Here is a 25322-nt window from a genome sequence, read left to right on the forward strand (position 1 = left end):
CCCCCGCGGACGGCGCGGGAACGACCGGACCCCGATCGACGGCGAAGGAGTCGTACACCGATGACCACGCAGCAGCAGCGGCCCGTCCGGAGCGCCTGGGACGGCTTCCGGGGAGGTCTGTGGCGGGACGAGATCAACGTACGGGACTTCATCCAGCAGAACTACACCCCGTACGAAGGGGACAGCTCCTTCCTGGCCGGTCCCACCGAGCGCACCACGGCCGTGTGGAAGAAGATCACCGATCTGTTCCCGGACGAGCGCGCCAAGGGCGTCCTGGACGTGTCGTACGACGTCCCGTCCACCATCACCGCCCATCCGCCGGGCTACATCGACCAGGACACGGAGCTGATCGTCGGTCTCCAGACCGACGCGCCCCTGAAGCGGGCGATCATGCCCTTCGGCGGCTGGCGGATGGTGGCCGGGGCGCTGCAGACCTACGGCTATCCCGTCTCGCCGGAGCTGGAGAAGGTCTTCACCCAGTACCGCAAGACCCACAACGCCGGGGTGTTCGACGCGTACACCCCGCAGATCAGGGCGGCCCGGAAGGCGGGCATCGTCACCGGCCTGCCCGACGCCTACGGCCGGGGCCGCATCATCGGCGACTACCGCCGGGTCCCGCTGTACGGCGTCGACCGGCTGATCCGGGCGAAGCAGGAGGAGAAGGCCGGCCTGGACGCGATGCCCCGCGACGCCTCACGCCTGGAGGAGGTGATCCGTGAACGCGAGGAGATCTCCGAGCAGATCCGCGCGCTGGGCGAGCTGAAGGAGATGGCCGCCTCCTACGGATCCGACATCTCGGGTCCGGCGAGCACCGGGCGCGAGGCCGTGCAGTGGCTGTACTTCGCCTACCTCGCGGCGGTGAAGGAGCAGAACGGCGCGGCCATGTCCCTCGGCCGCACCTCCACGTTCCTCGACGCCTACCTCCAGCGGGACATCGACGCCGGGATCCTCGACGAGAGTTCGGCGCAGGAGATCATCGACGACTTCATCGTCAAACTGCGGATCGTACGGTTCCTGCGCACCCCGGAGTACGACGAGCTGTTCTCCGGCGATCCGACCTGGGTCACGGAGTCCATCGGAGGCATCGGCTCGGACGGTCGCACGCTGGTGACGCGGACCTCCTTCCGCTATCTGCAGACCCTGTACAACCTGGGGCCCGCGCCCGAGCCGAACATGACGGTGTTCTGGTCTCCGGCGCTTCCGCAGGGCTTCAAGGAGTTCTGCGCGCAGGTCTCGATCGACACCTCCAGCCTGCAGTACGAGTCCGACGAACTGATGCGCCCGCGCTTCGGTGACGACACCGCCATCGCCTGCTGCGTCTCGGCGATGGAGGTCGGCAAGCAGATGCAGTTCTTCGGCGCCCGGGTCAATCTCGCCAAGACACTGCTGTACGCGATCAACGGCGGCCGGGACGAACTGTCCGGCGCCCAGATCGGCCCGGCCACCGGAGCCGTCACCGGCGAGACGCTGGACTACGACGAGGTGCTGGGCAGACTCGACCAGCAGATGGAGTGGCTGGCGGAGACCTACGTCCACGCCCTCAACGTCATCCACTACATGCACGACAAGTACGCCTACGAACGGCTGGAGATGGCACTCCACGACCGTGACATACGGCGCACCATGGCGTGCGGCATCGCCGGCCTCTCGGTCGCCGCGGACTCCCTGTCGGCGATCAAGTACGCCGAGGTCACTCCGGTGCGGGACGAGACGGGACTGGCCGTGGACTTCCGCATCGAGGGCGCCTACCCGGCGTACGGCAACAACGACGAGAGGCCCGACGCGATCGCGGTGTGGCTGGTCGAGGAGTTCATGCGCAAGGTGCGCAAGCACCCCACCTACCGGGGCGCCGAGCACACCCAGTCGGTCCTCACCATCACCTCGAACGTGGTGTACGGGAAGAAGACCGGCAACACCCCTGACGGCCGCCGCGCGGGCGAGCCGTTCTCGCCGGGCGCCAACCCCATGAACGGGCGTGACACCCACGGATACGTGGCCAGCGCGCTGTCGGTGGCCAAACTGCCGTACGAGCAGGCGGAGGACGGGGTCTCGCTCACGAACACGATCACCCCCGACGCGCTGGGCCGCACCCCCGAGGACCGGATCCGCAACCTGGCGGGCGTCCTGGACGGGTTCGTCACCTCCCAGGGCTTCCACATGAACGTCAACGTGCTCAACCGGAACACGCTGATGGACGCGATGGAGCATCCGGAGAAGTACCCGCAGCTCACCGTCCGGGTCAGCGGTTACGCGGTCAATTTCGTACGACTGACGCGCGAGCAGCAGCTCGACGTGCTGGGCCGCACCTTCCACGGGTCGCTGTAGCCGTCCGCCTGCCGGGGAGCGCGGACCGCGCACCGCGCTCCCGGGGAACCGCCACGACGGAAGAAGGCTTCGTCATGACCCTGATCCAGCCGGGACACGCTCTGCTGCCCCTCGTCTCCACCGACCCCGACCGGCCGGTCGAGGAGGCCGTCCCGCAGCGCGGCACCGGGCCACGCACCGGGTCGGTGCACTCCTGGGACCTGTCCACCGGCGTCGACGGTCCCGGCACCCGTTTCGTCCTCTTCGTGGCCGGCTGCCCGCTGGCCTGTCTGTACTGCCAGAACCCCGACACCCTGCGGATGAGCAACGGCAAGCGCGCCACGACGGACGAGGTCGTCGCGGAGGCGGCCAAGTACGTGCCGTTCATCCGCGCCGCGGGCGGCGGCTTCACCGTCAGCGGAGGCGAACCGATGCTCCAGCCGGACTTCACCGGCGAGATCCTGGGCCGCTGCCACGACGACCTGGGCCTGCACACCGCCCTGGACACCTCCGGCTTCCTCGGCGCGCGTGCCACCGACGCCTTTCTGGACAGCGTCGACCTGGTGCTCCTGGACATCAAGTCCTGGGACCGCGAGCTCTACATGCGTCTCACCAGCCGTCAGTTGGAGCCGACCCTGGTGTTCGCCCGTCGTCTGGCCGCACTCGGCAAGGAGGTCTGGGTCCGCTTCGTCCTGGTCCCGGGGCTGACCGACCCCCCGGAGAACGTGGCGGGAGTCGCCGCCTTCACGGCGTCCCTCGGCAACGTCACCCGCGTCGACGTGCTGCCCTTCCACAAGTTCGGCGCCGACAAGTGGGCGGGCCTCGGCATGAACTTCACGCTCGCCTCCACCCCCGTCCCGAGCGCCGCCCAGATCGCCGAGGCCCGCTCCGTCTTCGCCTCGCACGGCCTGTACGCCGTATGACGATCCGCTGATCCGCGGGTGCCCGGCGCTCCCCGCGCACCGCCTCCGGCCGGGCGACCGGAGGCGGTGACGTGCATGGTCCGGCCCTCGGCCTTCAGTGGCCGGGGACCACGAGATGCGCCCTGTCCCGGGGGCGGGTCGTGATCAGGTAGTGCTCCTCGGCCAGCCGCCAGCGGGCCTCCCAGTCGATCGGTCCGTGATCGTCGCCGCGGGCCCGCAGCCGGCGCATGGACTCCTCGGGCGGGGTGTCCACGTAGACGACCAGGTCGTAGTGGTCGACGAGTTCGGGCCGGGCGGTGTAGACGCCCTCGACGAGGACGATGCCGTCGCAGGTGACGGCGCACAGCTCGTCCGTCACCAGGGACCCGGTCGGCCAGTCGTAGCGCCGGTAGTGGGCGTCGTGGCCCGTGGCGAGCGGGGTGAGGACCTCGTCGCGCAGCCGCTGCCAGTCGAAGTAGCGGTCGTACCCCTCCGTGGGCGTCAGTGCGGCGCGTTCGTCCGGGTCCATCGGACGGTAGAAATCGTCTCCGTGCACGACCACACCGCCGCCGAGCCGTGCCACGGCCGACGCCAGGGTCGACTTGCCCGACCCGCCCATGCCGTCCACCGCGATCAGCACCAGTCCTTGGTTGCCGCGGGCGCGAGCGGCGGCCACGACGCTCTCCGCGACAGCTTCGATCTTCGTCATGGGGAGATTGTGGCCGCGCCGGGTGCCGCGTTCAGGCCGATTCGGCACACTCGTAGGTTCCGACGACTCACGGGTCCGGACGGGCGCGGCGGAACACACGGCAGAGGGGCCGACACATGGTGTCGGCCCCTCTGACTTCGAGTAGCGGGGACAGGATTTGAACCTGCGACCTCTGGGTTATGAGCCCAGCGAGCTACCGAGCTGCTCCACCCCGCGTCGGTGAACACAACTCTACGTCACGTTTTCCGGTCCCGTGACCATGATCGCCCGCCGTCGGCCGGCGCGCGCTCCGCGAGCGGTCACACGTCGGTGGGCAGACCGCTCACCTCGGCGATACCCCGCAGCTCCTCGTCCTGACGGTGCCGCTCTCCGATGAAGTCGGCGATCTCCCTGCACCGCTCGGGATCGTCCGCCGTACCCGAATCGGTGACGACCCGGACGACACCGATCTCCTCGGTCTCCAGCTCGACGATCCGGTTGTCCAGACGTCCCGTGACGGCGACGGCGACCACGAGGGACGCCTCGTCACGGACCTCCTGCGGGACGCTGTCGGGTTCCGCGCCGTCGAGACACAGTTCGATCGCTCCCACCCTCTCCTCCCTGATCGCTTCGAGTACGGGCTCGACCATGCGCAGCAAGAGCGCGTAGTCCGCCGGATCCATGCGCAGGCGGAGCATTTCGAGGTACAGGTCGAGGGGCCGGTCATCCGGTGCCTGCTCTGATGCGTCCATGGAGCTTCGCCTTCCCCAATGTGGACGACATGATCGCGTCTCACACCAGCATGCTGTGAATCCGCGCGCGGCGCCGGTCGAGACGGCCGTCCGGGACACGGCCGAGGGGGCTCGTGGCCTGTCCTCACAGGCCACGAGCCCCCTCGAAATCGTCCTTCGGAAATCGTCCGTCAGGACTCCGCCGGCGGGTTTCCTCCCTCAGGGCTCATCCCGTCGGGAGTCGCCCGTGGCGGGCCGGTCCGGGTCACCCGTAGGTGCGCCGGATCCGGTAGAGCACGAAGGCGCCGGCGAGCACGCAGATCCCGCCGATGATGCCCGGCCACAGGTTCGCGCCGGTCTCGGCGAGCCCGCCGGTGCCGACGGCCTGCGGTTCGATGCCGGACGTGGCCGGCGGGTAGGAGGTCTCCGCGGCCGGCTGCGTCTGCGCGGGTGTCCCCACCTCGCCGCCCTGGTCGTCGCCCGCGGTCTCCCGCGGCGAGGACGTCACGTCGGACTTGGGCTCCACCGTGGCGGTGGGAGCGTCCCCGGCCGGCTCGGTGCCCGGCGCGTCCTCGGTGGGCTCGGCGGTCTGACCGCCGCCGTTGTCACCGGCGTTTCCGCCCTTGCCGTCGTCCGCGGTGGGCGCCGGCTCCTCGGAGGGGTTCTCAGAGGGGTTCGGGTCCGCCTCGGAGGGGTTGGGGTCAGCCTCCGACGGGTTCGGGTCCGCCTCGGACGGGTTCGGGTCGGCGGTCTGCGACGGCTCGTCGGTGGCCGGCGGGTCCTCCTGCTGGCCACCCCCGTTGCCGTTGCCACCTCCATTGCCGTTGCCGTTGCCGTTGTCGCCCCCGGCGCCCGCACCGCACTTCTTGCCGTTGTTGATGCAGTCGACCATGTCGTTCATCAGGCCTTCGTCGAAGACGTTGATGAAGTCGCCGTGGTCCGTGACCGGCTTGTGGAGGTTCTCCGGGAAGGAGTCCACCGCGAACAGGGGCGACGTACGGCCGCCGTCCTGGAGGCTCGGCGCGTCGATGGCGTAGACGATGCGCTGCACCAACTGCGGAATGGCCTTGAAGTTGGCCGGGCAGTTGCCCTGGGCGTCGGCGAAGGCCACGTGCGTACGGTGGTTGGCGCTGTCGATGTTCGCGCCGTCCCAGCAGCTCTGGAACTTGAAGGTGCGCACGACGTCGCTGCCCTGCGGGCAGAGCGGGTACTTGTCCTTCAACTGCCGGTCCTCGAAGCCGGTGCAGCTCCAGGAGGCGTTGGCGTTCGCGGGCCCGTTGACGAACGCCTTGGCGTCGCCGGTGATGATGCGCAGCAGGCGGGGCATGGCCGTGACCTTGCTGCGCGGGTTGCCGACGAAGGTCAGCGTGACCTGCTTGGGCGTGACGATCTGACCGGCGTTGCCCTCGGTCCCGCCGCCGGGGGCTCCCGCGTCGCGTTCCTGCTTTCCGTTCTGGAGGCGCACCACGGGCCAGTAGTACGAGGACTTGTCGCCCTTGTCCTGGCAGGAGGTGTCGGCCTTGGCCAGGTCGTCGTCACTGGCGAACGCGGTGTTGGACTGGTTGCCGATGTAGTCGTGGAAGTGGTGGGCGCCGTTGCTGACACCGGGGGCCACGATCACGTTGTCCGAGTTGAACAGGCCGTTGGCGTTCACACCGCAGCTCGACACGAACTCGCCCTGGGAGGCGTCGGCTTGGGGCTGCGGGTTCTGGGCGTTCGGCTGCACGGACTTGATGTCGGCGTAGTCGGCGGCCACGGGGCCGTTGCCGGCCGGGGCGCCCTGCTGCTGACCGCCCTGCTGACCGCCCTGGTCCTGCGGCGCGCCACTCGCGCTCGGTGAGGCGCCGCCCTGGTCCTGCGGCGCGGCGCTCTGGCCGGTGTCCGCCCCGGTGCCGGGCTGGTTGCCGGAGGGACGCAGGGTGCAGGCCGCGAAGCCGTCGAGCCCGCTCGGCGGGTCGCCCGCGGCGTCGATGGCGGCCACGATGCGGCCGATCGACTGGGACCGCTTCTCCTTCAGCGGATTCATCACGGCGTCGGCGCCGCTGTCGCCGTTCTGCTGCATCTGGTCCGCACCGGCCTGGAGTTGGCGGTAGGCCTCGGCGATCTGCTGGTCCAGATCCGCGAGTTCCTTGTCGACACCCTCCTTCGCGGCGTCCGGGACCGTCTTCAACTGCTCGCCCACATCGGGGCAGTCGATGGTGGCGGAGCCGGCGGACAGGACCTGTGCGTCCGTCGCGCCGGTCTCGGACGCCGATGCGTAGACGTTGACTCCTACGAGTCCGCCTCCGCCCAATATCAGTGCGAAAGCTGCAGAGGTCGCGCGGCGTGCGCCCGTTGGGCGTCTGCGCTTGTTGCGTCCCAAGGTGGTGCTCCTACGCGTCGTGGTCGGCTCGACATGGAAATCCCCCGGCCCTATACGCACACGGGTCGCGTTGTGTTCAGCCGTCCCTGAAATTCACAGCGACCCCGTACGGAGCAACTTCCCCAGGGCGCTCCGGTGGACGCCGGAAGGCATTCCCCCCGGGGCGGACCGGGGGGAGCGAGCGGGGCCCGCACCCCCTGCGGTTGCGCCGGGCGCGGACCGATGGCCTGATGGGAACACTGCACCACGGGTGTGCCCCGGGCGCGGCCCCGGTCCCGCCCGGGGCCGGTGGAGCAGGGCAGGGTGCTCCGCCGCTTCCACCGTGAGCACGGCCAGGGCAGCGGCACGAGGCGGTGAAAAGTGACGGGAGCGGAGATCGACTTCCGCGGTGTCTTCCACGCCCTGCCCGGCATGGTCGCCCTCCTCACGCCCGAACTGGTCTTCGTGGACGCCAACGACGACTATCTGAGCAACTCCGGGCGCTCCCTCGAGCAACTGGTCGGCCGGTATCTCTTCGACGTCTTCCCCGACCGGCCGGGCGACCCCGCGGCCACCGGGATGCGGAACCTGAAGGCGTCCCTGCGCCGGGTGGTGGAGACCGGGGAACGCGACTCCATGGCCCTGCAGCGCTACGACGTGCAGTCCCTCGACCGGCCGGGTGTCTGGCAGGAGCGTTACTGGAGCCCGGTCAACTCCCCCGTGCTCCGGGAGGACGGCACCGTGGCGCTGGTCGTCCACCGGGTGGAGGAGGTCACCGAGTTCATCCGCGCCCGTGGCGGAATCGAGGAGGGCAGCCGGAGCCCGGTGCTGGAGGCCGAGTTGTTCACGCGGGCCCGCGAACTGCACGAGCTCAACGAGCGCCTGCGGCGCGCCCACGCCCGGGAGCGGGAGGTCGCCGTCGCCCTCCAGGACGCCCTGCTGCCCTCACCGGACCAGGTGGGGCCGCACCGGGCGGCCGTGCGCTACCGGCCGGCCACGAGTTCGCTGAACGTGTGCGGCGACTGGTACGACCTGGTGGCGCTGAACGAAGGGCGGATGGCGGTCGCGGTGGGCGATGTCGTGGGCCACGGCCTCTCCGCCGCCTGCGTCATGGGCCAGTTGCGCAGTGCCCTCAGTGCCGCGTCGCGGGCCGCCGAAGGTCCCGCGCGCGCCCTGGAGGTGCTCGGGCTGTACGCGCGTTCCGTGGAGGGCGCCGAGTCCACCACGGCCGTGACGGCCTGGATCGACTGGGAGACCCGCACCATCACGTACAGCAGCGCCGGGCATCCTCCGCCGGCCCTCCTGCATGGCGACGGGAGCGTGGAGTTCCTGGACGGGGCGACCGACCCGCCGCTGGGAGCCCGGCCGGAGCATGTGGAGCGCCCCGAGGCCGCGACGGACTTCGCCGCGGGCGACACCCTCGTGCTGTACACCGACGGTCTGATCGAACGCCGCCTCGAGGACATCGACGTGGGTCTGGGGCGCCTGGCCGCCGCGCTGGCCCACCACCGCCGGGCCGAGCCCGAGGCCCTCGCCGACGCGCTGCTGTCGGACCTTCTCCCGCCCGACGGCATCACGGACGACACGGCGCTGGTGATCCTCCCGCTGTGAGGCCGCCCGGGGCGTCGGCCGGCCCGGGCATCACCGGGCCGGCCGGCGCCCCGTCCGGAGGAGCGACCGCGACGGCAGCGGGACCCTCGGCGTCAGGCGGTGGAGCCCGCCGTGGTGAGGCGGTGCGAGCGGACGACGGCGAGCACGCATCCGGCGAGGAGGGCCGCGGCCAGGGCGGCCAGGGCACGCAGCGGCCCCGTCGTCACGGGTCCCGTGGCCAGCGCACGGGGCGGCATCCGCCCCTCGGGGTCGTAGACGACGGCGAGGACGTCCCCCGGCCGGGTGGACCGCCCGCATCCCCGCAGGACCCGCACCGTGAGCGGCGCACCGTCCCGGGCGACCACCGAGCAGAGGAGGCGGGTGCGCCCCGCGCCCGCCCTTCCCTCGTCGTCGACGGACGTGACGACCATGGGCGCCACCCGCTCCCCGTCGACCGGCACCACGTCCGCCGCGGCCTGCGGGGCCTGGAGGGCGAGACACACGCCGAGTACCGCGACGATGCCGACCAGGGCCCGCCCCGCCCGCTTGCGGACGAGGTGCAGGACGAGGATCCCGGCGCAGACGAGGCCCGCCTCACCGCTCGCCAGCACGGGTACACCGGTCCGGTCGCCGGCGACCCCGGCGCCGACGATCGATCCGGCTCCGAGCGCCCCGACGAGGAGCCCCTCCCCCACCAGCCGCCTGGGCGGCCATCCGACGAACTCGGCGGGACCCCACACCGTGCTCCGCAGATACGCCGTCAGATCCGGCTCCTGGACGGGCGGAGGACGACGCCACCCGCGCATAGCTGTACCACCCCCGGCAACGTTCCTCGTCGGTCGACGCCTCGTATCCTGCCGCCCTGGTCCGGACCACGGCCCTTCCTCCGTCCGGCAGTGATGACGGGGACGACGTTGCCGGGAGTCGGCAGCGACGCCTGGTCCGCGCGATCCGTCCCGGCCCTCGACCCTCAGTTCCCGACGGCGGGGGCCCGCCGGGGTCGTGCCGCCGGGGACCGCGCGAGCAGGACGCGTCCGCTGAGGCCGGCCAGCAGGAGCCCGGCCACCATGGCGACGAGGCAGAGAGCCGGCCCCGAGGACCAGTCGACGGCGGAGGCGCGGCAGGCCAGGACGACGGTCACGGCGACGGCGGTGCCGGGCAGTGCGATCAGGGCCGGTCCGGTACGGCCCAGGTCGTCCTCGGCGAGCGCCCCGAGGACGCCGACGCCGAGGGCCAGTGCCCATACCCCGAGCCCCTGCGCGTCGGCTCGGTTCACGCTCCACGGCACGAAGTCGGCCCAGAAGCCGGGGCGTACGAGCAGCCCCGTACCGATGCCGAGCCAGGCCGAACCGAGCACGGCCAGCGCCGGTTTCGACCAGCCGGGCAGCGGCGCGCCACGCGGGCCGGGGGGCCGGCCGGGGGTGAGGTACTGCCAGGCGAGCGCGATCAGGGCGCACACGCACAGCGTGCCGAGCACGAAGAGCCAGCCGAGGCTGAAGAGCACCGGGACGATGGAGCCGCCCGTGGCGATGTACAACTGGCCCGCGTTGAGCAGGCTCACCGTGAACAGTCCGACGAGCACGACGGCCAGCGGGTGGACGAGCGAGCGGGCCTCGTGCCAGGCGCGGACCCGGTTCAGCGCGAACAGGCCGGGTGCGGTGCCGAGCATGGCCGCGCCGATCAGCCCAGGCGTCAGCGACTCGACGGAGCGCCAGGCGCCGAAGACGTGTCCGGTGAGCGCCACGGCCGCCAGCAGGCCGCCGACGAGGACGCCGACCACGGCGACCGCGGTGGCCAGCATCACCACTCCCGCGGTCAGCGGCCGCCCGTCCGCGGCGCGGGCCGTGGGCTGCTCCGGGACGTCGTCGTCGGTCCGGGGCGGGTCGGATGCGTTCGGCATGAGGATTCCGTTTCCGGGCGAAGGGCGCGGTGGAGTGGACGAGTTGACCGGGAGCGACGGCACGAGGGGCCGGAGCGTGGGCTACGGGACCGGCGCCGAGAGACGACCGGCCGAACCGGGGGCGGGCACGGCCCGCTTGAGGACCTCCCGGGCGTACATGACGCGCAGGCTCACCATCAGGGTCGCCGCGAACGCCGTCATGCCGCAGCCGATCGCCGCCCCCGCGGCCAGCGCCGTGAGCCCGTCGAGTCCCAGCGACCGCTCGAAGAGCGGGGCGGCCCCGACCGACAGCACCGGCGCCAGGCACAGGGCGACCCAGTGCAGGCGCCACTCCTCGCGCGCCCAGAGGCGGCCCTCTCGGCCGGCGGTCCTCGCGCGCAGGGCCATCACCGTGTACGTGACGGCGTACGGCAGGAGATAGGCGAGCAGGAGCCGGCGCCCCTGTGCGCCGTGGTCCAGCGAGGCGCGCGCGATCCAGGCCAGCGCGGCGGCCCCGGCGAGGTGCGCGACGGCCAGGACGGGGACGGGCGCCCACGACCCGGACACCCCGGCGACCCGCGAGCGCCGGTCGAGGGACCGCGAGGCGATCAGGGCGCCGAACGCGACGACGGAGCCCAGGTGCATGGTGGCGAGCTGGTTGATCTCGGCCATGGACAGCCCGGGCAGGAGCATCGGCAGGCCGCCCCACTCGAACCGGAGCAGCGGGGCGGTCAGCAGGAAGCCGTAGCACAGCAGCATCCAGCGCTGGTGCAGGTCGGGGAACCCGCCGACGGCGGCGAGCACGCCGAACGTCACGCTCATCACGGTGCCCACGAGGATGGTCGCGAGCACGATCCAGAACGCGGCGCCGCTGAAGGCGTCCTCGGGGGCCGTGCGTGCCAGGTACAGGCCGGCGCCGGCCATCGAGGCGTACACGGTCAGCGCGAAGACCACCCCGAGCGCCCGGTGCAGCCGTACGCGCCGCCGTACGGCGGTGAGCACCTGCGCGGGGCCCAGCAGCATCAGCACTCCGCCGAGGACGGAGTGCACGATCATCGGGACGAGGCTGTGGCGGTAGGGCCCGATCCGGGTGGCCAGCGCGTCGGCCACGTACCGCGGGGAGACCACGTGGGCCAGGATCCACTCACCGTACGCGGGCGCGCCGGGGCGCGCGTACGGCCACAGCTCGGTCATCGCGATCGGCGCGTAGCCCACACACACGGCCGTCAAGGCGATGACGGCGAGGCGGCGCCAGGTGGTACCCGTCGGACGACGCACGACGACTCCCTGCTCGTGGCCGCGACCCGGCCAGCGATAGTCTCGTTTGGACTATCGAGACGGTAGGGCCGTCCGCCGCCGGGGTCAACGGTCTGTCGTGTCCTCGTCCCGGCGCTGCACCCAGCCCCAGAAATCGATCATCATCCGCTCGTACCGGATTCCGAACTCCAGCGCGTCCCGCTGTCCCCGCGTCAGCAACTCCCCGACGGTCTCGGCGAGTTCTTCGTACTCGCGCAGGGTCCTGCGGTGCTCGTCGAGCTGTACGGGACCGAGCACCTCGGGCCGGCCGCCGAACCACAGCTTGAGGATGCCGCGCTCACGGGCCTCCACCGGTACGAACGCGGAGTCGTCGAGCCAGCCCCGCAGAGCCGCCCTGCCCTCGTCGGTCAGCGTCAGCACCCTGCGGTTGCGGCCGCTCTCCTGCCGCACCTGGGACAGCATCCCGGCGTCGAGGAGCCGGTCGCACTGCGCGTACACCTGCGCGTGCGGCACCGACCAGAAGGGCGCGACCGTCCGCGCCGCCTCCCCCTTGACGTCGTACGCGCTGGCCTCGCCCAGCTTGTCGATGATGCCGAGGACGAGGTACGAGGCGGTGGTCAACCTAGCGTCAGCCATGGGGCGACGGTATCGCCACGCGATCACCGCACGGGCGGCGGCGCCGGGTCCCGGCCACCGCCCGGCCGACTCCGCCGGACCCACGGCCGCGGCACGCGGGCGGCGTCCGACGCGAAGAAGATCCGGGTGCCCGGCACAATGCGGGGTATACGGGCGATCACACAACCGACCGCACTTCAGGCCCTCGCGCCGGCCGCACTAGGAGTTCCTGTGACCACCTACGTCATCACCGTTCCCGGGACGTTCGTCCACGGCCTGCCCGACGCCTCCCGTGCCGACGTGGAGCGCAGGCTTCGCCCCCAGGATCCGCAGAACACGGACCTGGGCGAGACCGAGGAGCTGAGCCTGCTCTCCGTCGACGAGGACAACAGGTTCTCCGTACGGCTCGAGGTCGAGGCGGCGGACCGCAGAAGCGCCGAGGCCGAGGCCGTACGGCTCGTCTCCGGCGCGCTCCAGGACAGCGGCCTGTCGGCCGATGACGCCCCGCTGGGACCCGCCGCCGTCACGGGGATCGACAGCGAGTTCTGACGTCGGTACGTCCTGGACCTACCCGGTACCGGATGGGTCCAGGACGGCCGAGCCGCGGCCTCAGGCCGGGCGTACGACGCTGTGGACGGCCGCCCGCCCGGCGTAGTCGACCGACTCCTCGCTGATCCGCGCTCCGGGGCTCGGCGCGTGGACCATCAGGCCGTCACCCACATAGAGGCCCACGTGGCTCACGTTGGCGTGGAAGAAGACCAGGTCGCCGGGCTGGATGGCGGCGAGGTCGACGGCCGCGCCGGCCTGCGCCTGGTCCTGCGTCGCCCGGGGGAGCATGACTCCCGCGCTCTTCCAGGCCGCCTGGGTGAGACCGGAGGGGTCGTACGAACCGGGTCCGGACGCTCCCCACACGCACGGGCTGCCGATCTGGGCACGGGCGAAGGCGACCGCCTCGGCGGCCCTGCTGTCGTGGCCGACGACCGGCGGGGCGGCGGCTGCGCCGGCGACGAGGCTGTCGATGTCGAACCCGGGGCTGGTGCCGGCGGCCCCGGGAGCGGCGGGCCACGCCTGCTGGTTGCCGTTCGGCCGCAAGGACTGCCGCCAGGCGTCGTCGACCGGCGGGGGCGGCGGCTGGTTCGCGGGGGGCATCGGGGCCGACGGGTAGGCGGCGGGGCGCGGGGTGGCCTCGTACGCGGGCGGCTGCGGTGCCGGCTCGCTCACCGGAGGCATGGGGGCCGGCTGGTAGGCGGCGGCGCGCGGCGCCGTCTCGTACGCCGGGGGCTGGGGCGCCGGCTCACTCACCGGAGGCATCGGGGCCGGCTGGTACCCGCTGGGCCGCGTCGGCTTGTCGTACGACAGCGGCAGGAGCACGGAGGTGTACTCCGGGGCCGGGGCGGGCGCTTCGTACCCGGGGGGCAGGATGACCGCCTTGGGCTGGGCGGCCGGGGGCGCGGGCTCGTACGGCCGGGGCATGGAGCCCGTGTCGAAGACCCCGGGCGCGGGCGCGGCCTGCGGGGCCGCCTCGTACGCGGCCGGCTGGGGCGCCGCCTGGAACGCGGGCGCCTGGGCGACCGACGGGAACGTGCCGGTCTGAGCGGCGGACGGGAACGGGGCGGCCTGCGGAGCCGACGGGAACGCGGTGGGCTGGGCGACCGACGGGAACGAGCCCGACTCACCGACCGCCGGGAAGGTGCCGGACTGACCGACCGCCGGGAAGGAAGCGCTCTGGGAGACGGCCGGGAACGAACCTGTCTGGCCGACGGTCGGGAAGGAACCCGACTGACCGACCGAGGGGAACGAACCGGTCTGGCCGACGGACGGGAAGGAGCCGGTCTGACCGACCGACGGGAAGGTGCCGGACTGGCCGACCGACGGGAAGGTGCCGGACTGGCCGACCGACGGGAACGAACCGGTCTGGCCGACCGACGGGAAGGAGCCCGTCTGACCGACGGACGGGAAGGAACCGGTCTGGGCCACGGACGGGAACGAACCCGATTGACCGACCGCCGGGAACGAACCGGTCTGACCGACCGACGGGCGGTACTCGATCGCCGGCGCCTGCGCCTGCGCGACGGGCATGCCCTGCCGTGCCGCGTGCCGCGCGATCAGTTCCCGGGCGACGCCGAGCTTGCGCCGGGCGCTCTGCTTCTTGACGTACGGCGAGGACTGCTGCGACGCGGCGGCCGGAGCGGCCCCGGCGCGGAGCCCCGCACGGACCGCCACCTCGGATCCCGGCACCGCCGGAGCACCGCCGGCCGGGAGCGCGGCCACCGGACCGGCGGTCAGCTCCAGGGCGGGCCGCCCACCCGGTTCCGACGTCGGACCGGCGGTCAGCTCCAGCACCGGAGCCGCCGTCAACTCGGCCACCGGCCGGACGAGTTGTTCGAGCTCGTAGATCGTCGGAAGGTCCGAGGAGGATCCCTTGGACCCCTTCGCACCCTCCTTCGGACGGGCACCGGCGCCACCGCGTTCGGGCTTCCTGTCGGCCGGGAGCGAGGCCGGAGCCGAGGGTCCGAACCGGGAACGCGCCCCGTCGAACCACTGCCGCATCAGGTCGTCCTGGGCGGCGTCGGAAACCCCGCTCCCCTGCCCCGGGCCCCGCCGGCCCTGCCTGCGACTGGAGTTCGCCAGCGCGCGGGTCCCGTTGAAGTTACCGGTGGCGAGCTCCGCCTGGTCGTAGAGGGACGAGAGTCTTCGGGCGACTTCTTCGCCACTGGGCGGGGTGCGTTCCGGCGCCATGGAGTGGTGCTCCTTCCGTCGTCCGCCTACCGGGTTAGCTGTCGGGTTCGGGCGGACGATTCCGGAAGGTATGCCCTACGGCCCCTGCCCCGAAAGGCAGTTGACCGATTCACCCCAGGTTCGGTGGGTCCCCGGCTCCCGCAGTCACAAGGACGGGCAGGACTCGGCGGAGGCCGCACCGCCCGGCGAACTTCGCCGGAGGGAGTCGGGCGGCCTGGTCGCCAACTTAGCGAGGGTGTGCACCCGATGTGAAGATCCACGTCCCAGATGTCCGATACATTTTCGTGACCTTCATCGCACCATCCCGCAGCGCGACCGTGAGGACACGGGCCGTACTCGAAAAGGCGGCTGAGCACGGCCGTTGAGGGGACCGGCACCCGGCGCCCGGTCCGGACCCGCGGAGGACGCGCGGAGCCGAGCCGGATGTGTCGAAAGTGTGCACGGAACTGGCGTTCCCTGGCAGGTCGTTCGACATCGGCGGCGCCCTTTGGTCACACCTTGACCGGTTCTGGCCGAGCTGGCCGGATCACCGCTGGGACCACGTGCCGCCCGTACCGTCGATGCACGTCAGACCACGCGAGCGAGTCGAGGATCCCCACGTGCACGATGCGCCGATCTATGCCCAACTCATCTCCGAACGCGGTGACATACCGACACTCGTGCGAAGCGAAGCACGTCGGCTGCAACGCGATTTCGAGTGGATCCTGAGCTGGGATCCGTCGTCGGGCGTCCCGCTCCCCTCCTCCGCCGCGCGCCCGGCGTCCGGTTCGCGCCGCGCCTTCTCCCCCGCCCCCGACCCCGACGACCGACTCGACACACCGGGCTCGGGCAACTGAGGTGGGCGCACTCTAGAGAACGTCCGGCTCCCCGCCCGGTCGTTCGGCGGGGAGCGGGTCGAGGCCGTCGCGGATCCGGGTCACCAGCTCGGCGACCGTCGCAGCCGTGGCGCGGTGCCAGGTCCGCGCACGGCGGAGCATCGCGTGGTCACCGCCCTCGACCCGCACGGCGCTCGCGGAGGAACCCTCCTCCAGCGCCCGGCGGACGAGGGCGAACGACTCCGCAGGGTCGGTGACCCGGTCCCGGTCCCCGTGGAGCACGATGACGCGTTTGTCCCGCAGGTGGGCCACCGGCTCGCCTTCCGGGCACCAGGGTGCCAGCGCCACCACGGCACGGACCCGCGGCGCGGCCGCGGCCCGCAGCGCCGCGCGCCCGCCCATCGAGTGACCCACGAGCACGACCGGCACCTCCCCCACCAGAGCGGCGAGTTCGTCGAGTGCCCGCAGGACGTCGGCGAGGGGGTCGGCGTCGGCGCCGTTCCATCCCCGGTGCCGGTAGCGCACCTCCCCGACGAAGGTGTCCGCGTCCGGCAGGGCCCGTGTCACGGAGCGCACGAAGGGCCGCATCCGGGCGCGTGCCAGGTTCCACGGCCGCAGCGGAGCCTTGCTGTCGGCGGTGCCGCCGTGCAGGACCAGTACGGCCGCACGCGCCGGTGCCGCGTCCGGACGGGGGGTACGGCAGGGCCGCAGCGCCACGGAGTCGGCGCTCTCCCCGGACCCGGACACATCGTCCGCGGACATCCGCACAGAGCCTCGCATGACACCCCTCCACTCTCGCGGCGCTTCGTCCACGCCTCGCACTGGACCGTGAGGAGGGATCCTCTCACCGGCCACGGGCCCGCCCCAAGCTCACTCCTTGGGCTCGGGCCGCGGGCGGTAGCCGTTGCGCCACTCCTGGTAGAAGCGCCAGAGGCGGGCCGCCTGCGGGCAGCGTCCCGACTCCCGCTGGCACGTGCGGCAGTTGCCCACGTGACTGACGTAGGCGGACTCGGGGGCGTCCCCCGGTTGCGGATTCGGCATGGCCCTCGGCACCCGTCGGCGCGACGCGCACGGGCGCGACGTCGCTTCTGATGCCGTACTTCCGCGCCGAGGGCCCCGGCGGATGCACCTGCCCGGCTGCATCTGCCGGGGCCCGCTCCGGCGTCAGTCGAGAAGGCCGGCCTCGTACTCCTCGGTCGCGGGGAAGGGCCTGCCGACCAGGGGTCTGCGGACCGTCAGCCGGGCCACCTCGAAGTCCATCTCGGAGGCCTCGGGAGGAGGCGGCGGATGGTAACGCCCAGCGCAGACGGAGAGGTTGACGATGAGATAGGCGTGCCAGGACCTGCCCACTCCGCGCCGGTCGTCGAAGGCCCGGATCCCGTTCACCCACCACACGACCCGGAGGGCGCCGAACTCGACCACGAGGTCCACCCAGGCACCCGGCTGGATCGCCTGGTTGCGGTAGTAGCGGTGGGTGTTGCGCACATGGTTGGACAGTTCCAGCAGGTCGGGGTTGTCGGGGTGGTACTCGAAGACATCGATCTCCTGACCGCCGTCCCGCCACGTCCAGATCGCCGGCCAGGCCCCCGTCACCGTCGGCAGTTTGACCCGCGCCTCCAGCACGTCCCCGGTGCGGACCATGAACCCGTCCGCGCTGCCCTCGGTGGTCAGCAGACCCGCGTCCCAGTCGCCGTCCGGACGCCTGGTGGCCCGGAACCGGCCTGTCCGGCTGTAGGAGGGGTCCGTGACCAGATGGTCGAGCTTGCCGTCGTCCGGGTTGACCGGACCGCCGTCGGGATAGGCCCAGGAATGGCCCGCGACCCACTGGCGGGTCGAGGCGAAATCCGCCGTGAAGACGACATCGGACACGGGGCACTCCTCGATGACGGCGTTTCGCGAACGTCCAGGTTCTCCCCGAGCCACGGACATCCACGCCCCGTTCACCCCAACTTGCCACAAAACAACCCATCGGGGTGAACCGGCGGCACTCCGGCGCGCGGCGCCTTCCGCTTACCGCGCCCTGACGCCCGCGTCCCGCGCCCCGCACGCCTCGGAGGTCGCACCACGACGCCCGCCGCCCAAGCACCGGTTCGGCCGGCTGCCCGGCCGGGCGCCGCATCCCGCGGTCCCGGCCGGGCGCCGCCCCGCTACAGGTAGGGGCGGGTGATCAGCTCGATGGCGTGGCCGGCCGGGTCCTTGAAGTAGACGCCACGGCCGCCGTGTTCGTCGTTGATCTCCCCCGGGCGCCGCATCTGCGGGTCGGCCCAGTGCTCGACGCCGTCGGCTCGGAGCCGTCGGTACGCGCGGTCGAACAGTTCGTCGTCGATCAGGAACGCGTAGTGCTGCATCTGGATGTCCACCGGCGGCTCGGCGAACTGCAACAGCACGCCGTCCGTGAGCTGGATGTTGGTGAACGGCCCCCAGGACGGCGCTTCCGGCAGTTCCAGCAGTTCCCGGAAGAAGCGCGCCGACTCGTGGCGGTCCTTGGCTGCGACGATGGTGTGGTTGAAGGTGACTGTCATACGGCTGACCTCAGCAGTGCTCGACACGGGAGACGGACTCGCGGTGCACGAGCACGGGGAGGTCCACGCGCCGGGCCGGGTCGGTGCCTTCGGCACGCCCGTCGCGCGATCAGCCCTCCACCGGATTGCCGATCCGTGTGTGGCGAGGCGCCGGTCCGGTGTTCACGCCGGTGACGGTACTTGATCGGACCGGCCCCGACAACGCTCCCGGGAACGGCAGACTGGTCGCCATGACCTCACCGGATGCCAAGGCCGACCTTCACCGCTACCTGCAGTCGGCTCGCGACGCCCTGATCTGGAAGCTCGACGGTCTCTCGGAGTACGACATCCGCCGCCCGTTCACCCCGACCGGGACCAACCTCCTCGGTCTCGTCAAACACGTGGCCACCATGGAACTGGGCTACCTCGGCGACACCTTCGGACGGCCTTCGGACGAGCCGCTGCCCTGGCTGGAGAACGCGCACGAGACGAACGGCGACATGTGGGCCACCGCCGACGAGACACGCGAGTTCGTCGTGGGGCTCTACCACCGGGCCTGGGCCCACGCGGACGCGACGATCGAGGCACTCCCGCTGGAGACGACCGGCACCGTGCCGTGGTGGCCCGCCGGCAAGAACGAGGTCACGTTGCATCACGCGGTGGTCCGCGTGATCGCCGACACCCAGCGGCACGCCGGGCACGCCGACATCATCCGCGAACTCATGGACGGCTCGGCCGGGTTGAACGAGGACAACGACAGCCTGATGCCGGGCGACGCGGCGTGGTGGGAGGACTATCGGGCCCGGCTGGAACAGGCGGCCCGGGACGCCGGCAAGGACGACTGACGCCGAAGCCGCGTCCGCCGGGCCGAGATTCGGGCGACCATGCGGCCGAACGCCGGGGGGCGGTCCGCCCCGACGACCTCCGGGTCACCCGAGCGCCCCCCCCAGCCCGCGATCCGCCGCACCGAGACCGGGTGACCGTCAGACGCCCGGCCAGGCCCCGCGTCCCGCCAGGTCCAGGACCAGCGCGGCGATGTTCCACGCGTCGTCCTCGCCCCGGTGGTGCCGTCCCTCCAGGGGCAGTTCGGCCAGGCGCAGGGCCTGCGCCATCCCGGGCCGCTTCCGCAGCCCGTGCGCGTCGGTGAAGACCGCCTTGGCGTTGGTGTGCCGTCGCCCGAAGGGGTACGGAGTCGCCGTGGCGGCGCACTGACGGGTGAACTGATGGCGGTCGTAGTCACCCCAACTCGCCCACGGCCGCTCCCCCGCACCGTGCAGCGCCGCCAACTGGCGGCACGCGTCGGCGAATTCGAGCCCCTCCTCGACCTCGCCCTGTGTCAGTCCGGTGAGTTCGGTGCAGAACGCGCTCACCACCGACCGCGCGGGCCGGACCAGAAGGCGGTGCTTGGCCACCCGGACGCCCTGGTCCAGGTCGACGACGGTCAGCCCGATCTCGATGATCTCGCTGACCGCTCCCGGCGGAGGCTCCCCCTCCCAGCAGGTCGCCTCGACATCGACGACGTTCAGCAGTCCCCCCGTACTTTTCATGCGGGCGAGCCTAGAACGCGACCCGGCCCCGCGTCGCCGGGTTTTCCGCTGCGGCGCGGGCGGTTCGCCACGAGGCTCCGGCACGGCACCGGCCGGGCCCCGGTCACGGGTGGGGACGGCGGATCAGAGGACGACGGTGAGGGCGCGGCGGGTCAGGGGCGCGGCCAGGGGCGGCCGCCGATGCGCTCGATGTCCGTGTTGAAGCGCCGCAGGTAGGAGGCGAACGCGGCGATGTCCTCCTCGGGCCAGTCGGCCATGACGCGGTCCAAGGAGTCGATGAGCCCCTGCCGCTCCTGATCGAGGAGCCGGGACCCTTCGCCGGTGATGCGGAACTTGCGCGCCATCCCCCCGTCGGGGTCGGGGATGCGCTCGACGAGCCCGGCACGCATGGCCGCCGCGGTCTGCCGGTTGAGGGTGGAGGCGTCGAGCCCGAAGGCGTCGCTCAACTCACCGATCGACATGGGCCCTTGGATCCGGATCCGGCTGAGGAGGATGTACGCGCTGCGCTCCAGGACACCGTCCTTGGTGCGGCCGCCCCGGTGGTTCATCCATCCGTGGCGGCTGAGCAGCATCTGCTCGTACTCGACCTCGTGTGTGGGCCTGTCCATCCGCCTGCCGCCTCCCGCTGTCACCTGGGCCGCGCGTCCCGCGCACATCGGTGCGGCCCGGCTCCATGCTCCCACACCCACATGCAGGGGCCACATCACATGCATGAACCACATCACATGCGTGATGCATAAGGCATGTACGATGCACATCCCTTGCCCTCAGACACATCCCCGAGGAGTCCCTCATGGACGCCCCCCAGCCTTCCGCCCGAGCGGGCGGCGTGGTCGCCACGCTCGCCTTCGCCGGCACCGTGGCGGCGATCATGCAGACGCTGGTCACTCCGCTCATCGCCGAGCTGCCCCAGATCCTGCACACCACGCCCGCGAACTCCGCGTGGGTCATCACCGTCACCCTGCTCGTCGCGGCCGTCTGCGTCCCGGTCTCCGGCCGGCTGGGCGACCTGCTGGGCAAGCGACGGATGCTGCTCGCCTGTTCCGTCCCGCTCGCGGTGGGCTCGGTCGTGTGCGCGCTCTCCTCGTCCGTCGTCCCGATGATCGTCGGACGAGGTCTGCAGGGCATGGGCATGGGCATCGTGCCGCTCGGCATCGCCCTGCTGCGCGACGTGGTGCCGACGGAGAAGCTGAGCTCCTCCATCGCGCTGGTCAGCGCCTCCATGGGCATCGGCGGCGGCCTCGGCCTGCCCATCGCCGCCGCGGTCGCCCAGTACACGAACTGGCGCGTCCTCTTCTGGGGCTCCGCCGCGCTGGCCCTGGCGATCGGAACGCTGATCTGGTTCCTCGTCCCGGACGTGCCGGCCAGCGCCAGGGGTCAGCGCTTCGACGTCCTCGGCGCGCTCGGCCTCGGCGCCGGCCTGGTCTGTCTGCTCCTCGGCGTCTCCAAGGGCGCCGACTGGGGCTGGGGTTCCGCGACGACGCTCGGGCTGTTCGCCGCCGCCGTCGTGGTCCTGATCGCCTGGGGAGCCTGGGAGCTGCGCACCCAGGACCCGCTGGTCGACCTGCGCACCACCGCCCGCCCCCGGGTCCTGCTCACCAACGTCGCCTCGATCTTCGTCGGCTTCAGCATGTACGCGAGCATGCTGATCATCCCGCAGCTGCTCCAGTTCCCCGAGGCCACCGGCTACGGCCTGGGCCAGTCGATGCTCGCGGCGGGCCTGTGGATGGCGCCCGGCGGCATCATGATGATGATCGTCTCCCCGCTCGGCGGGAAGCTGACGGACGCCCGCGGCCCGAAGTTCACGCTGGTCTGCGGTGTCCTCGTCGTCGCCCTCGGCTACGGGCTGTCGCTGGTCCTCATGGGCTCGGCCTGGGGCCTCATGCTGACCCTCATGGTCACCAGCAGCGGTGTCGGCCTCGCCTACGGTTCGATGCCGGCCCTGATCATGAGCTCGGTCCCGCTCTCCGAGACCGCCGCGGCCAACGGCTTCAACACGCTGATGCGCTCGCTGGGCACCTCGGTCGGATCGGCCGTCGTCGGCGTCACCCTCGCCCAGATGACGACCACCATGGGCGGCTACACCTTCACCTCCGAGGACGGTTTCCGCACCGGCCTCGTCGTCGGTGGCTGTGTCGCCCTGGTGGCCGCGGCCATCGCCGCCGTGATCCCGGCCGCGCGCGCCGCCGCCGGAGACGACAAGGCAGGCCCCACGGCCGCGCCGGAGGCGGCCGCGGTCACGCGCTGAGGCTCAGGCACTCCCCGCACCGGTCCCGGCGGCTCCTGTCCGCCGGGACCGGTGCGTTCACGTCTCCGCCACCGCCGTCGCCCTGCCCAGGTAGGTGAGCGGCCCCGGGTCCCCGACGGGGATCTCGTGGAAGCCGACACGGTCGTAGAACGCCCTGGCCGGTCTGTTCGCGGTGACCATGCCCAGGTGGACCGCCGGCACCCCGCGGTCGTGCAGTGCGGCGAGGAAGGTGTTCATCAGCGTCCTTCCATGGCCGCGCCGCTGGAAGTCCGGCAGCAGGTCGATGTGCAGGTGGGCCGGATAGGCGGCGAGTTCGGGCAGGACCATGCGCTCGGGAGTGTGCAGGAGCCCGACCATCTCCTCGGCGGGCGTGCGAGGCGGGGTCGTGGGTTCGGGATAGCGGTGCGCGACCAGGGGGATCCATTCGGCGCGGAACCGGGCGGCGAAGTCCGCGGTGTCTCCGGTGCCGACCACGTAGCCGACGGCCCGGCCGTTTCCGTCGTCGAGGACGAAGGCCAGGCCGGGATCCAGATGACAGTAGGGCGCCGCGAAGAGCGCCGGCATCAGCTCCTCGTCGGGGTACAGGGCACGCGAGTCCCCGCCGAGGTCGGCGGTGCTCACGCACACCTCCGCGACGGCGGCGCGGTCGGCGGGCCGGTAGGGGCGAATGGTCGGCACAGGGGTCATGGCGGCATCCTGCCTCGCGTGGGAGCGCTCCCACAAGAGGGTTGTCACGTCCTCCGCGAGGCGATCCGCCCGGTCACCATCCGGCACGGGACGCCGCATGGTGCCATGCTGAAGTACCGGATCACGACCTGGGAGCAGGGAACGACGGCAGCGTGAGGACAGTGACTCGGCCGAACCGAGCGGCGCTCTGGAACCGGTTCGTGGCATCCGACCCGGGGCTGCTGCGGCTCATGGCCGGGCTGCGGACCGTCGGCGCGATCGCCCTCACCCTCGCCGTCCTCGCCATGATGGGGGCCGGCCCCAGCCGCATGGTGACCGGGGCGATGACCGCCATGGTCGCCACGTTCTCCATCAAGGAGAAGCACCGCGGCGAACAGGCCGTCACCCTGGCGCTCGGTCTGCCCGTGGCCCTCACGGCCATGTCGCTCGGGGCGCTGCTGCGCGGTCACACGTTCGCGAGCGACGCCTGCTTCGTCGCCCTGATCTTCGCCGCGGTCTACTGCCGCAGATACGGGGACCGCGGCACGGCGCTCGGGCTGATCGCGTTCCAGATCTACTTCCTGTCCCTGTTCGGCGGAGCGACCTACTCCTCCCTTCCCGAACTCTGGGCGACGCTGGCCATCGGGTTCTTGTGCAGTGCCCTGGTCCGCTTCGCCGTGATCGCCGAGACGACCGAGCGGGTCCTGAAACGGCTGCGCAAGGCGTTCCGGGCCCGCGTGGCCCAGTTGGTGTCCGTCCAGATCGATCTTCTCGACGCCGGTCCCGACGACGTCGAGAAGGCCCTGGACGACGTACGGCTGCACACCGCGCGGCTGCACGAGAGCGCGATGATGATCCAGGACCGCCTGGACGAGGGCACCGCCGACGGCGCGACCGCCTCACTGCTCCAGCGGCGCGTCGCCGAGGCCGAGATCGCCGCGGAACGGCTCGGGATCCTCATCCTCACCGCGCGCAGCGCCGAACAGCCCGACACGCTCGCCCTGCACCTGCCGCACGCTCCACTGCCCGCGGCGGCGGACCGGCTCCGGAAGCAGGACGACACCCTCGCGACGCTGCACCGCGACCTCGAAGCGCTCCAGGTACTCGTCGCGGGCCCGGTCTCGGGCGAGCGCGGCGCCGGAGTGGCCCAGCTCCGCAACCGGCTGCTCGGCTACCGGGACGAGGACAACCTGCCGCACGCCCCGGCGCCCGTGCAGGACGTCTTCCGCGGCATCGGCGAGGCGACGCGGGCGGCCCTCGGACTGCGGCTGGCGCTGGACGGCCCCCAGGACGAATCCGACGACTCCCCCGAGACGAAACGTTCCCGCGAGGAGCTGGACGCCGAGGACGCCTCCATCGCGGCCGAGGAGGGCGAGGAGGAGGAGCCGCACCCCACGGGTCTGGACCGGCCGACGACCCGGGCGGCGGTACAGGTCTCGGTCGGCTCGACCCTGGCCATCGCCGGCGGCGAACTGCTCTCCCCGCAGCGGTGGTACTGGGCCGTGCTGACGTGCTGGGTCGTCTTCCTGAACACCTCCTCGACCGGGGAGATCCTGGTGAAGGGCTATCGCCGGCTGCTGGGGACGGTCCTCGGCGTGGTCGCCGGTGTCCTCCTGGCAGGCGTGGTGGGCGGCCACACCTGGACCGCGTTCACCCTGGTCCTGGTGTTCATCTTCGCCATGTACTTCACCGCCCCGGTGTCGTACGTCCTCATGTCCTTCTTCGTGACGGCGATGCTGGGGCTGCTGTACACGGTGCTCAACACCTACAGTCCGGCGGTGCTCGTCCTGCGGATCGAGGAGACGGCGCTCGGCGCGATCTGCGGGATGGTCGCGGCCATCGTGGTCCTTCCGGTGCAGACCGACCGCCGCACGGACGAGCTGCTCGCCGCCGTGCTGGTACGGCTCGGGGACGTCAGCGGTGCGGCTGTGGAGCAGCTCAGCGGCGGTTTCGCCCTCGATCTGCTCGGCAAGGCCCGTGAACTGGACGTGGCCCTGGACAAACTCCGGGCCTCCACCAAACCGCTGACCCACCCCATCACTCCGTGGCGGGCGCGCCGTCAGACCGCCCGCTACATCGTCGCCCTGCTGGAGACGTGCGCCTATCACGCGCGGTCCCTCGCCGCGACGGCCGAACTGCTCCCCTACAGCAGCTCGGTGGCCGCGGATCCCCGGCTCAAACTGGCGGGCCGCCGGATCAGCCACAACATCGACATCCTCGTCGCCCGGGTGGCGGCGGACGCCGGGGACGGGGTCGCGGAGACCGGGGCCAGCCTCGCCGCCATGCTGGAGCCGGACACACCGGACTCGCCCCGGCACGACCGCGTCACGGGACGCGTGCTGCGCCATCTGCAACGTCTCGACGAAGGCGTGATCGGTCTGGCCCGCCCCCTGGGGGTGCGGATCTCCACACCCGCCAAGAAGCCGGCCCGGAGCGCGGCGCGCTAGGCCTGTCTGGCACTTCCCGTCTGCCCGGAGGGCGACTACGCGAAGTGTCGGA

General features: G+C 71.9%; 23 protein-coding genes, 1 tRNA gene and 1 riboswitch. Of the genes, 8 read left to right on the top strand and 16 right to left on the bottom strand.

What is annotated here, in order from left to right; all coding sequences use genetic code 11:
• The first annotated feature begins 60 nt into the window (after nt 1–60).
• The gene (pflB, locus tag ACZ4TO_RS32260; protein WP_468026098.1) at nt 61–2325 is read left to right on the top strand and encodes a formate C-acetyltransferase; all 2265 of its coding nucleotides are present in this window, start codon (nt 61–63) and stop codon (nt 2323–2325) included.
• Between the two features lie 74 nt (nt 2326–2399).
• Entirely contained in the window at nt 2400–3227 is an 828-nt protein-coding gene (gene pflA, locus ACZ4TO_RS32265) for a pyruvate formate-lyase-activating protein (RefSeq protein ID WP_382778761.1), read from the top strand.
• Between the two features lie 94 nt (nt 3228–3321).
• Here the strand turns inward: pflA and ACZ4TO_RS32270 are convergent, their stop codons facing one another.
• From ACZ4TO_RS32270 to ACZ4TO_RS32285, 4 genes are all read right to left on the bottom strand, one after another.
• Nucleotides 3322–3915, bottom strand: a complete 594-nt coding sequence (locus ACZ4TO_RS32270) for a uridine kinase family protein (RefSeq protein ID WP_382778762.1) — start codon at nt 3913–3915, stop codon at nt 3322–3324.
• Nucleotides 3916–4057: 142 nt separating this feature from the next.
• Nucleotides 4058–4131, bottom strand: a tRNA-Met gene (locus ACZ4TO_RS32275).
• A gap of 83 nt (nt 4132–4214) precedes the next feature.
• Nucleotides 4215–4646, bottom strand: a complete 432-nt coding sequence (locus ACZ4TO_RS32280; protein WP_382778763.1) for a hypothetical protein — start codon at nt 4644–4646, stop codon at nt 4215–4217.
• A gap of 244 nt (nt 4647–4890) precedes the next feature.
• Nucleotides 4891–6924 carry a DUF1996 domain-containing protein gene (locus tag ACZ4TO_RS32285; protein WP_468026150.1) on the bottom strand — a complete coding sequence of 678 codons (2034 nt, stop codon included), beginning with the start codon at nt 6922–6924 and terminating at the stop codon, nt 4891–4893.
• Nucleotides 6925–7398: 474 nt separating this feature from the next.
• Here ACZ4TO_RS32285 and ACZ4TO_RS32290 point away from each other — a divergent pair, with 474 nt between their 5' ends.
• The gene (locus ACZ4TO_RS32290) at nt 7399–8577 is read left to right on the top strand and encodes a PP2C family protein-serine/threonine phosphatase (protein WP_468026151.1); all 1179 of its coding nucleotides are present in this window, start codon (nt 7399–7401) and stop codon (nt 8575–8577) included.
• Nucleotides 8578–8669: 92 nt separating this feature from the next.
• On the opposite strand, the gene ACZ4TO_RS32295 is transcribed toward ACZ4TO_RS32290, so the two are convergent.
• The 4 genes from ACZ4TO_RS32295 to ACZ4TO_RS32310 form a co-directional block, all read right to left on the bottom strand.
• Complete coding sequence (locus ACZ4TO_RS32295; RefSeq protein WP_382778765.1) at nt 8670–9362, bottom strand: hypothetical protein; 693 nt, start codon at nt 9360–9362, stop codon at nt 8670–8672.
• Nucleotides 9363–9526: 164 nt separating this feature from the next.
• The gene (locus ACZ4TO_RS32300; protein WP_468026099.1) at nt 9527–10456 is read right to left on the bottom strand and encodes a hypothetical protein; all 930 of its coding nucleotides are present in this window, start codon (nt 10454–10456) and stop codon (nt 9527–9529) included.
• An 81-nt stretch (nt 10457–10537) separates the two neighbouring features.
• A complete protein-coding gene (locus ACZ4TO_RS32305) occupies nt 10538–11713 on the bottom strand; it encodes a DUF2306 domain-containing protein (RefSeq protein WP_468026100.1) in 1176 nt (391 codons plus the stop codon).
• Nucleotides 11714–11797: 84 nt separating this feature from the next.
• On the bottom strand, nt 11798–12328 hold the full coding sequence (locus tag ACZ4TO_RS32310) for a helix-turn-helix transcriptional regulator (RefSeq protein WP_382778768.1): 531 nt from the start codon (nt 12326–12328) through the stop codon (nt 11798–11800).
• Nucleotides 12329–12538: 210 nt separating this feature from the next.
• Between ACZ4TO_RS32310 and ACZ4TO_RS32315 the strand changes: the two genes are divergently transcribed.
• Nucleotides 12539–12856 carry a hypothetical protein gene (locus ACZ4TO_RS32315; protein ID WP_382778769.1) on the top strand — a complete coding sequence of 106 codons (318 nt, stop codon included), beginning with the start codon at nt 12539–12541 and terminating at the stop codon, nt 12854–12856.
• Nucleotides 12857–12916: 60 nt separating this feature from the next.
• On the opposite strand, the gene ACZ4TO_RS32320 is transcribed toward ACZ4TO_RS32315, so the two are convergent.
• Complete coding sequence (locus ACZ4TO_RS32320; RefSeq protein ID WP_468026101.1) at nt 12917–15046, bottom strand: C40 family peptidase; 2130 nt, start codon at nt 15044–15046, stop codon at nt 12917–12919.
• A 7-nt stretch (nt 15047–15053) separates the two neighbouring features.
• A riboswitch (cyclic di-AMP (ydaO/yuaA leader) is annotated at nt 15054–15225 on the bottom strand.
• Between the two features lie 480 nt (nt 15226–15705).
• Between ACZ4TO_RS32320 and ACZ4TO_RS32325 the strand changes: the two genes are divergently transcribed.
• Nucleotides 15706–15882: a hypothetical protein gene (locus ACZ4TO_RS32325; protein WP_382778771.1), complete on the top strand. Its 177-nt coding sequence runs from the start codon at nt 15706–15708 to the stop codon at nt 15880–15882.
• A gap of 12 nt (nt 15883–15894) precedes the next feature.
• Here the strand turns inward: ACZ4TO_RS32325 and ACZ4TO_RS32330 are convergent, their stop codons facing one another.
• From ACZ4TO_RS32330 to ACZ4TO_RS32345, 4 genes are all read right to left on the bottom strand, one after another.
• The gene (locus ACZ4TO_RS32330; protein ID WP_468026102.1) at nt 15895–16641 is read right to left on the bottom strand and encodes an alpha/beta fold hydrolase; all 747 of its coding nucleotides are present in this window, start codon (nt 16639–16641) and stop codon (nt 15895–15897) included.
• Between the two features lie 90 nt (nt 16642–16731).
• Nucleotides 16732–16902, bottom strand: a complete 171-nt coding sequence (locus ACZ4TO_RS32335) for a hypothetical protein (RefSeq protein ID WP_382778773.1) — start codon at nt 16900–16902, stop codon at nt 16732–16734.
• Between the two features lie 123 nt (nt 16903–17025).
• On the bottom strand, nt 17026–17730 hold the full coding sequence (locus ACZ4TO_RS32340; RefSeq protein ID WP_385044777.1) for a LamG domain-containing protein: 705 nt from the start codon (nt 17728–17730) through the stop codon (nt 17026–17028).
• 278 nt (nt 17731–18008) lie between these two features.
• Nucleotides 18009–18383 carry a VOC family protein gene (locus tag ACZ4TO_RS32345; protein WP_382778775.1) on the bottom strand — a complete coding sequence of 125 codons (375 nt, stop codon included), beginning with the start codon at nt 18381–18383 and terminating at the stop codon, nt 18009–18011.
• 230 nt (nt 18384–18613) lie between these two features.
• Between ACZ4TO_RS32345 and ACZ4TO_RS32350 the strand changes: the two genes are divergently transcribed.
• Nucleotides 18614–19207: a DinB family protein gene (locus ACZ4TO_RS32350; RefSeq protein WP_385044774.1), complete on the top strand. Its 594-nt coding sequence runs from the start codon at nt 18614–18616 to the stop codon at nt 19205–19207.
• A gap of 138 nt (nt 19208–19345) precedes the next feature.
• Here ACZ4TO_RS32350 and ACZ4TO_RS32355 read toward each other — a convergent pair whose 3' ends face one another.
• Nucleotides 19346–19909 (bottom strand): 3'-5' exonuclease, encoded by a 564-nt coding sequence (locus ACZ4TO_RS32355; RefSeq protein ID WP_468026103.1) that lies wholly within the window; start codon nt 19907–19909, stop codon nt 19346–19348.
• Nucleotides 19910–20061: 152 nt separating this feature from the next.
• Nucleotides 20062–20517 carry a MarR family winged helix-turn-helix transcriptional regulator gene (locus ACZ4TO_RS32360; protein ID WP_468026104.1) on the bottom strand — a complete coding sequence of 152 codons (456 nt, stop codon included), beginning with the start codon at nt 20515–20517 and terminating at the stop codon, nt 20062–20064.
• 185 nt (nt 20518–20702) lie between these two features.
• Between ACZ4TO_RS32360 and ACZ4TO_RS32365 the strand changes: the two genes are divergently transcribed.
• A complete protein-coding gene (locus ACZ4TO_RS32365) occupies nt 20703–22157 on the top strand; it encodes an MFS transporter (protein WP_468026105.1) in 1455 nt (484 codons plus the stop codon).
• A 57-nt stretch (nt 22158–22214) separates the two neighbouring features.
• On the opposite strand, the gene ACZ4TO_RS32370 is transcribed toward ACZ4TO_RS32365, so the two are convergent.
• Nucleotides 22215–22844, bottom strand: a complete 630-nt coding sequence (locus tag ACZ4TO_RS32370; RefSeq protein WP_385044767.1) for a GNAT family N-acetyltransferase — start codon at nt 22842–22844, stop codon at nt 22215–22217.
• 152 nt (nt 22845–22996) lie between these two features.
• Here ACZ4TO_RS32370 and ACZ4TO_RS32375 point away from each other — a divergent pair, with 152 nt between their 5' ends.
• Nucleotides 22997–25270: an FUSC family protein gene (locus tag ACZ4TO_RS32375; RefSeq protein ID WP_468026106.1), complete on the top strand. Its 2274-nt coding sequence runs from the start codon at nt 22997–22999 to the stop codon at nt 25268–25270.
• Nucleotides 25271–25322: the final 52 nt, after the last annotated feature.

The organism is Streptomyces sp. NPDC028298 (assembly GCF_055565895.1).

Bases quoted from the DNA above. Each gene is read 5' to 3' on its own strand.
- pflB (WP_468026098.1), top strand. From the start codon at position 61: ATGACCACGCAGCAGCAGCGGCCCGTCCGGAGCGCCTGGGACGGCTTC.
- pflA (WP_382778761.1), top strand. From the start codon at position 2,400: ATGACCCTGATCCAGCCGGGACACGCTCTGCTGCCCCTCGTCTCCACC.
- ACZ4TO_RS32270 (WP_382778762.1), bottom strand. From the start codon at position 3,915: ATGACGAAGATCGAAGCTGTCGCGGAGAGCGTCGTGGCCGCCGCTCGC.
- ACZ4TO_RS32280 (WP_382778763.1), bottom strand. From the start codon at position 4,646: ATGGACGCATCAGAGCAGGCACCGGATGACCGGCCCCTCGACCTGTAC.
- ACZ4TO_RS32290 (WP_468026151.1), top strand. From the start codon at position 7,399: ATGGTCGCCCTCCTCACGCCCGAACTGGTCTTCGTGGACGCCAACGAC.
- ACZ4TO_RS32295 (WP_382778765.1), bottom strand. From the start codon at position 9,362: ATGCGCGGGTGGCGTCGTCCTCCGCCCGTCCAGGAGCCGGATCTGACG.
- ACZ4TO_RS32300 (WP_468026099.1), bottom strand. From the start codon at position 10,456: ATGCCGAACGCATCCGACCCGCCCCGGACCGACGACGACGTCCCGGAG.
- ACZ4TO_RS32310 (WP_382778768.1), bottom strand. From the start codon at position 12,328: ATGGCTGACGCTAGGTTGACCACCGCCTCGTACCTCGTCCTCGGCATC.
- ACZ4TO_RS32320 (WP_468026101.1), bottom strand. From the start codon at position 15,046: ATGGCGCCGGAACGCACCCCGCCCAGTGGCGAAGAAGTCGCCCGAAGA.
- ACZ4TO_RS32330 (WP_468026102.1), bottom strand. From the start codon at position 16,641: ATGCGAGGCTCTGTGCGGATGTCCGCGGACGATGTGTCCGGGTCCGGG.
- ACZ4TO_RS32335 (WP_382778773.1), bottom strand. From the start codon at position 16,902: ATGCCGAATCCGCAACCGGGGGACGCCCCCGAGTCCGCCTACGTCAGT.
- ACZ4TO_RS32345 (WP_382778775.1), bottom strand. From the start codon at position 18,383: ATGACAGTCACCTTCAACCACACCATCGTCGCAGCCAAGGACCGCCAC.
- ACZ4TO_RS32350 (WP_385044774.1), top strand. From the start codon at position 18,614: ATGACCTCACCGGATGCCAAGGCCGACCTTCACCGCTACCTGCAGTCG.
- ACZ4TO_RS32355 (WP_468026103.1), bottom strand. From the start codon at position 19,909: ATGAAAAGTACGGGGGGACTGCTGAACGTCGTCGATGTCGAGGCGACC.
- ACZ4TO_RS32360 (WP_468026104.1), bottom strand. From the start codon at position 20,517: ATGGACAGGCCCACACACGAGGTCGAGTACGAGCAGATGCTGCTCAGC.
- ACZ4TO_RS32365 (WP_468026105.1), top strand. From the start codon at position 20,703: ATGGACGCCCCCCAGCCTTCCGCCCGAGCGGGCGGCGTGGTCGCCACG.
- ACZ4TO_RS32370 (WP_385044767.1), bottom strand. From the start codon at position 22,844: ATGACCCCTGTGCCGACCATTCGCCCCTACCGGCCCGCCGACCGCGCC.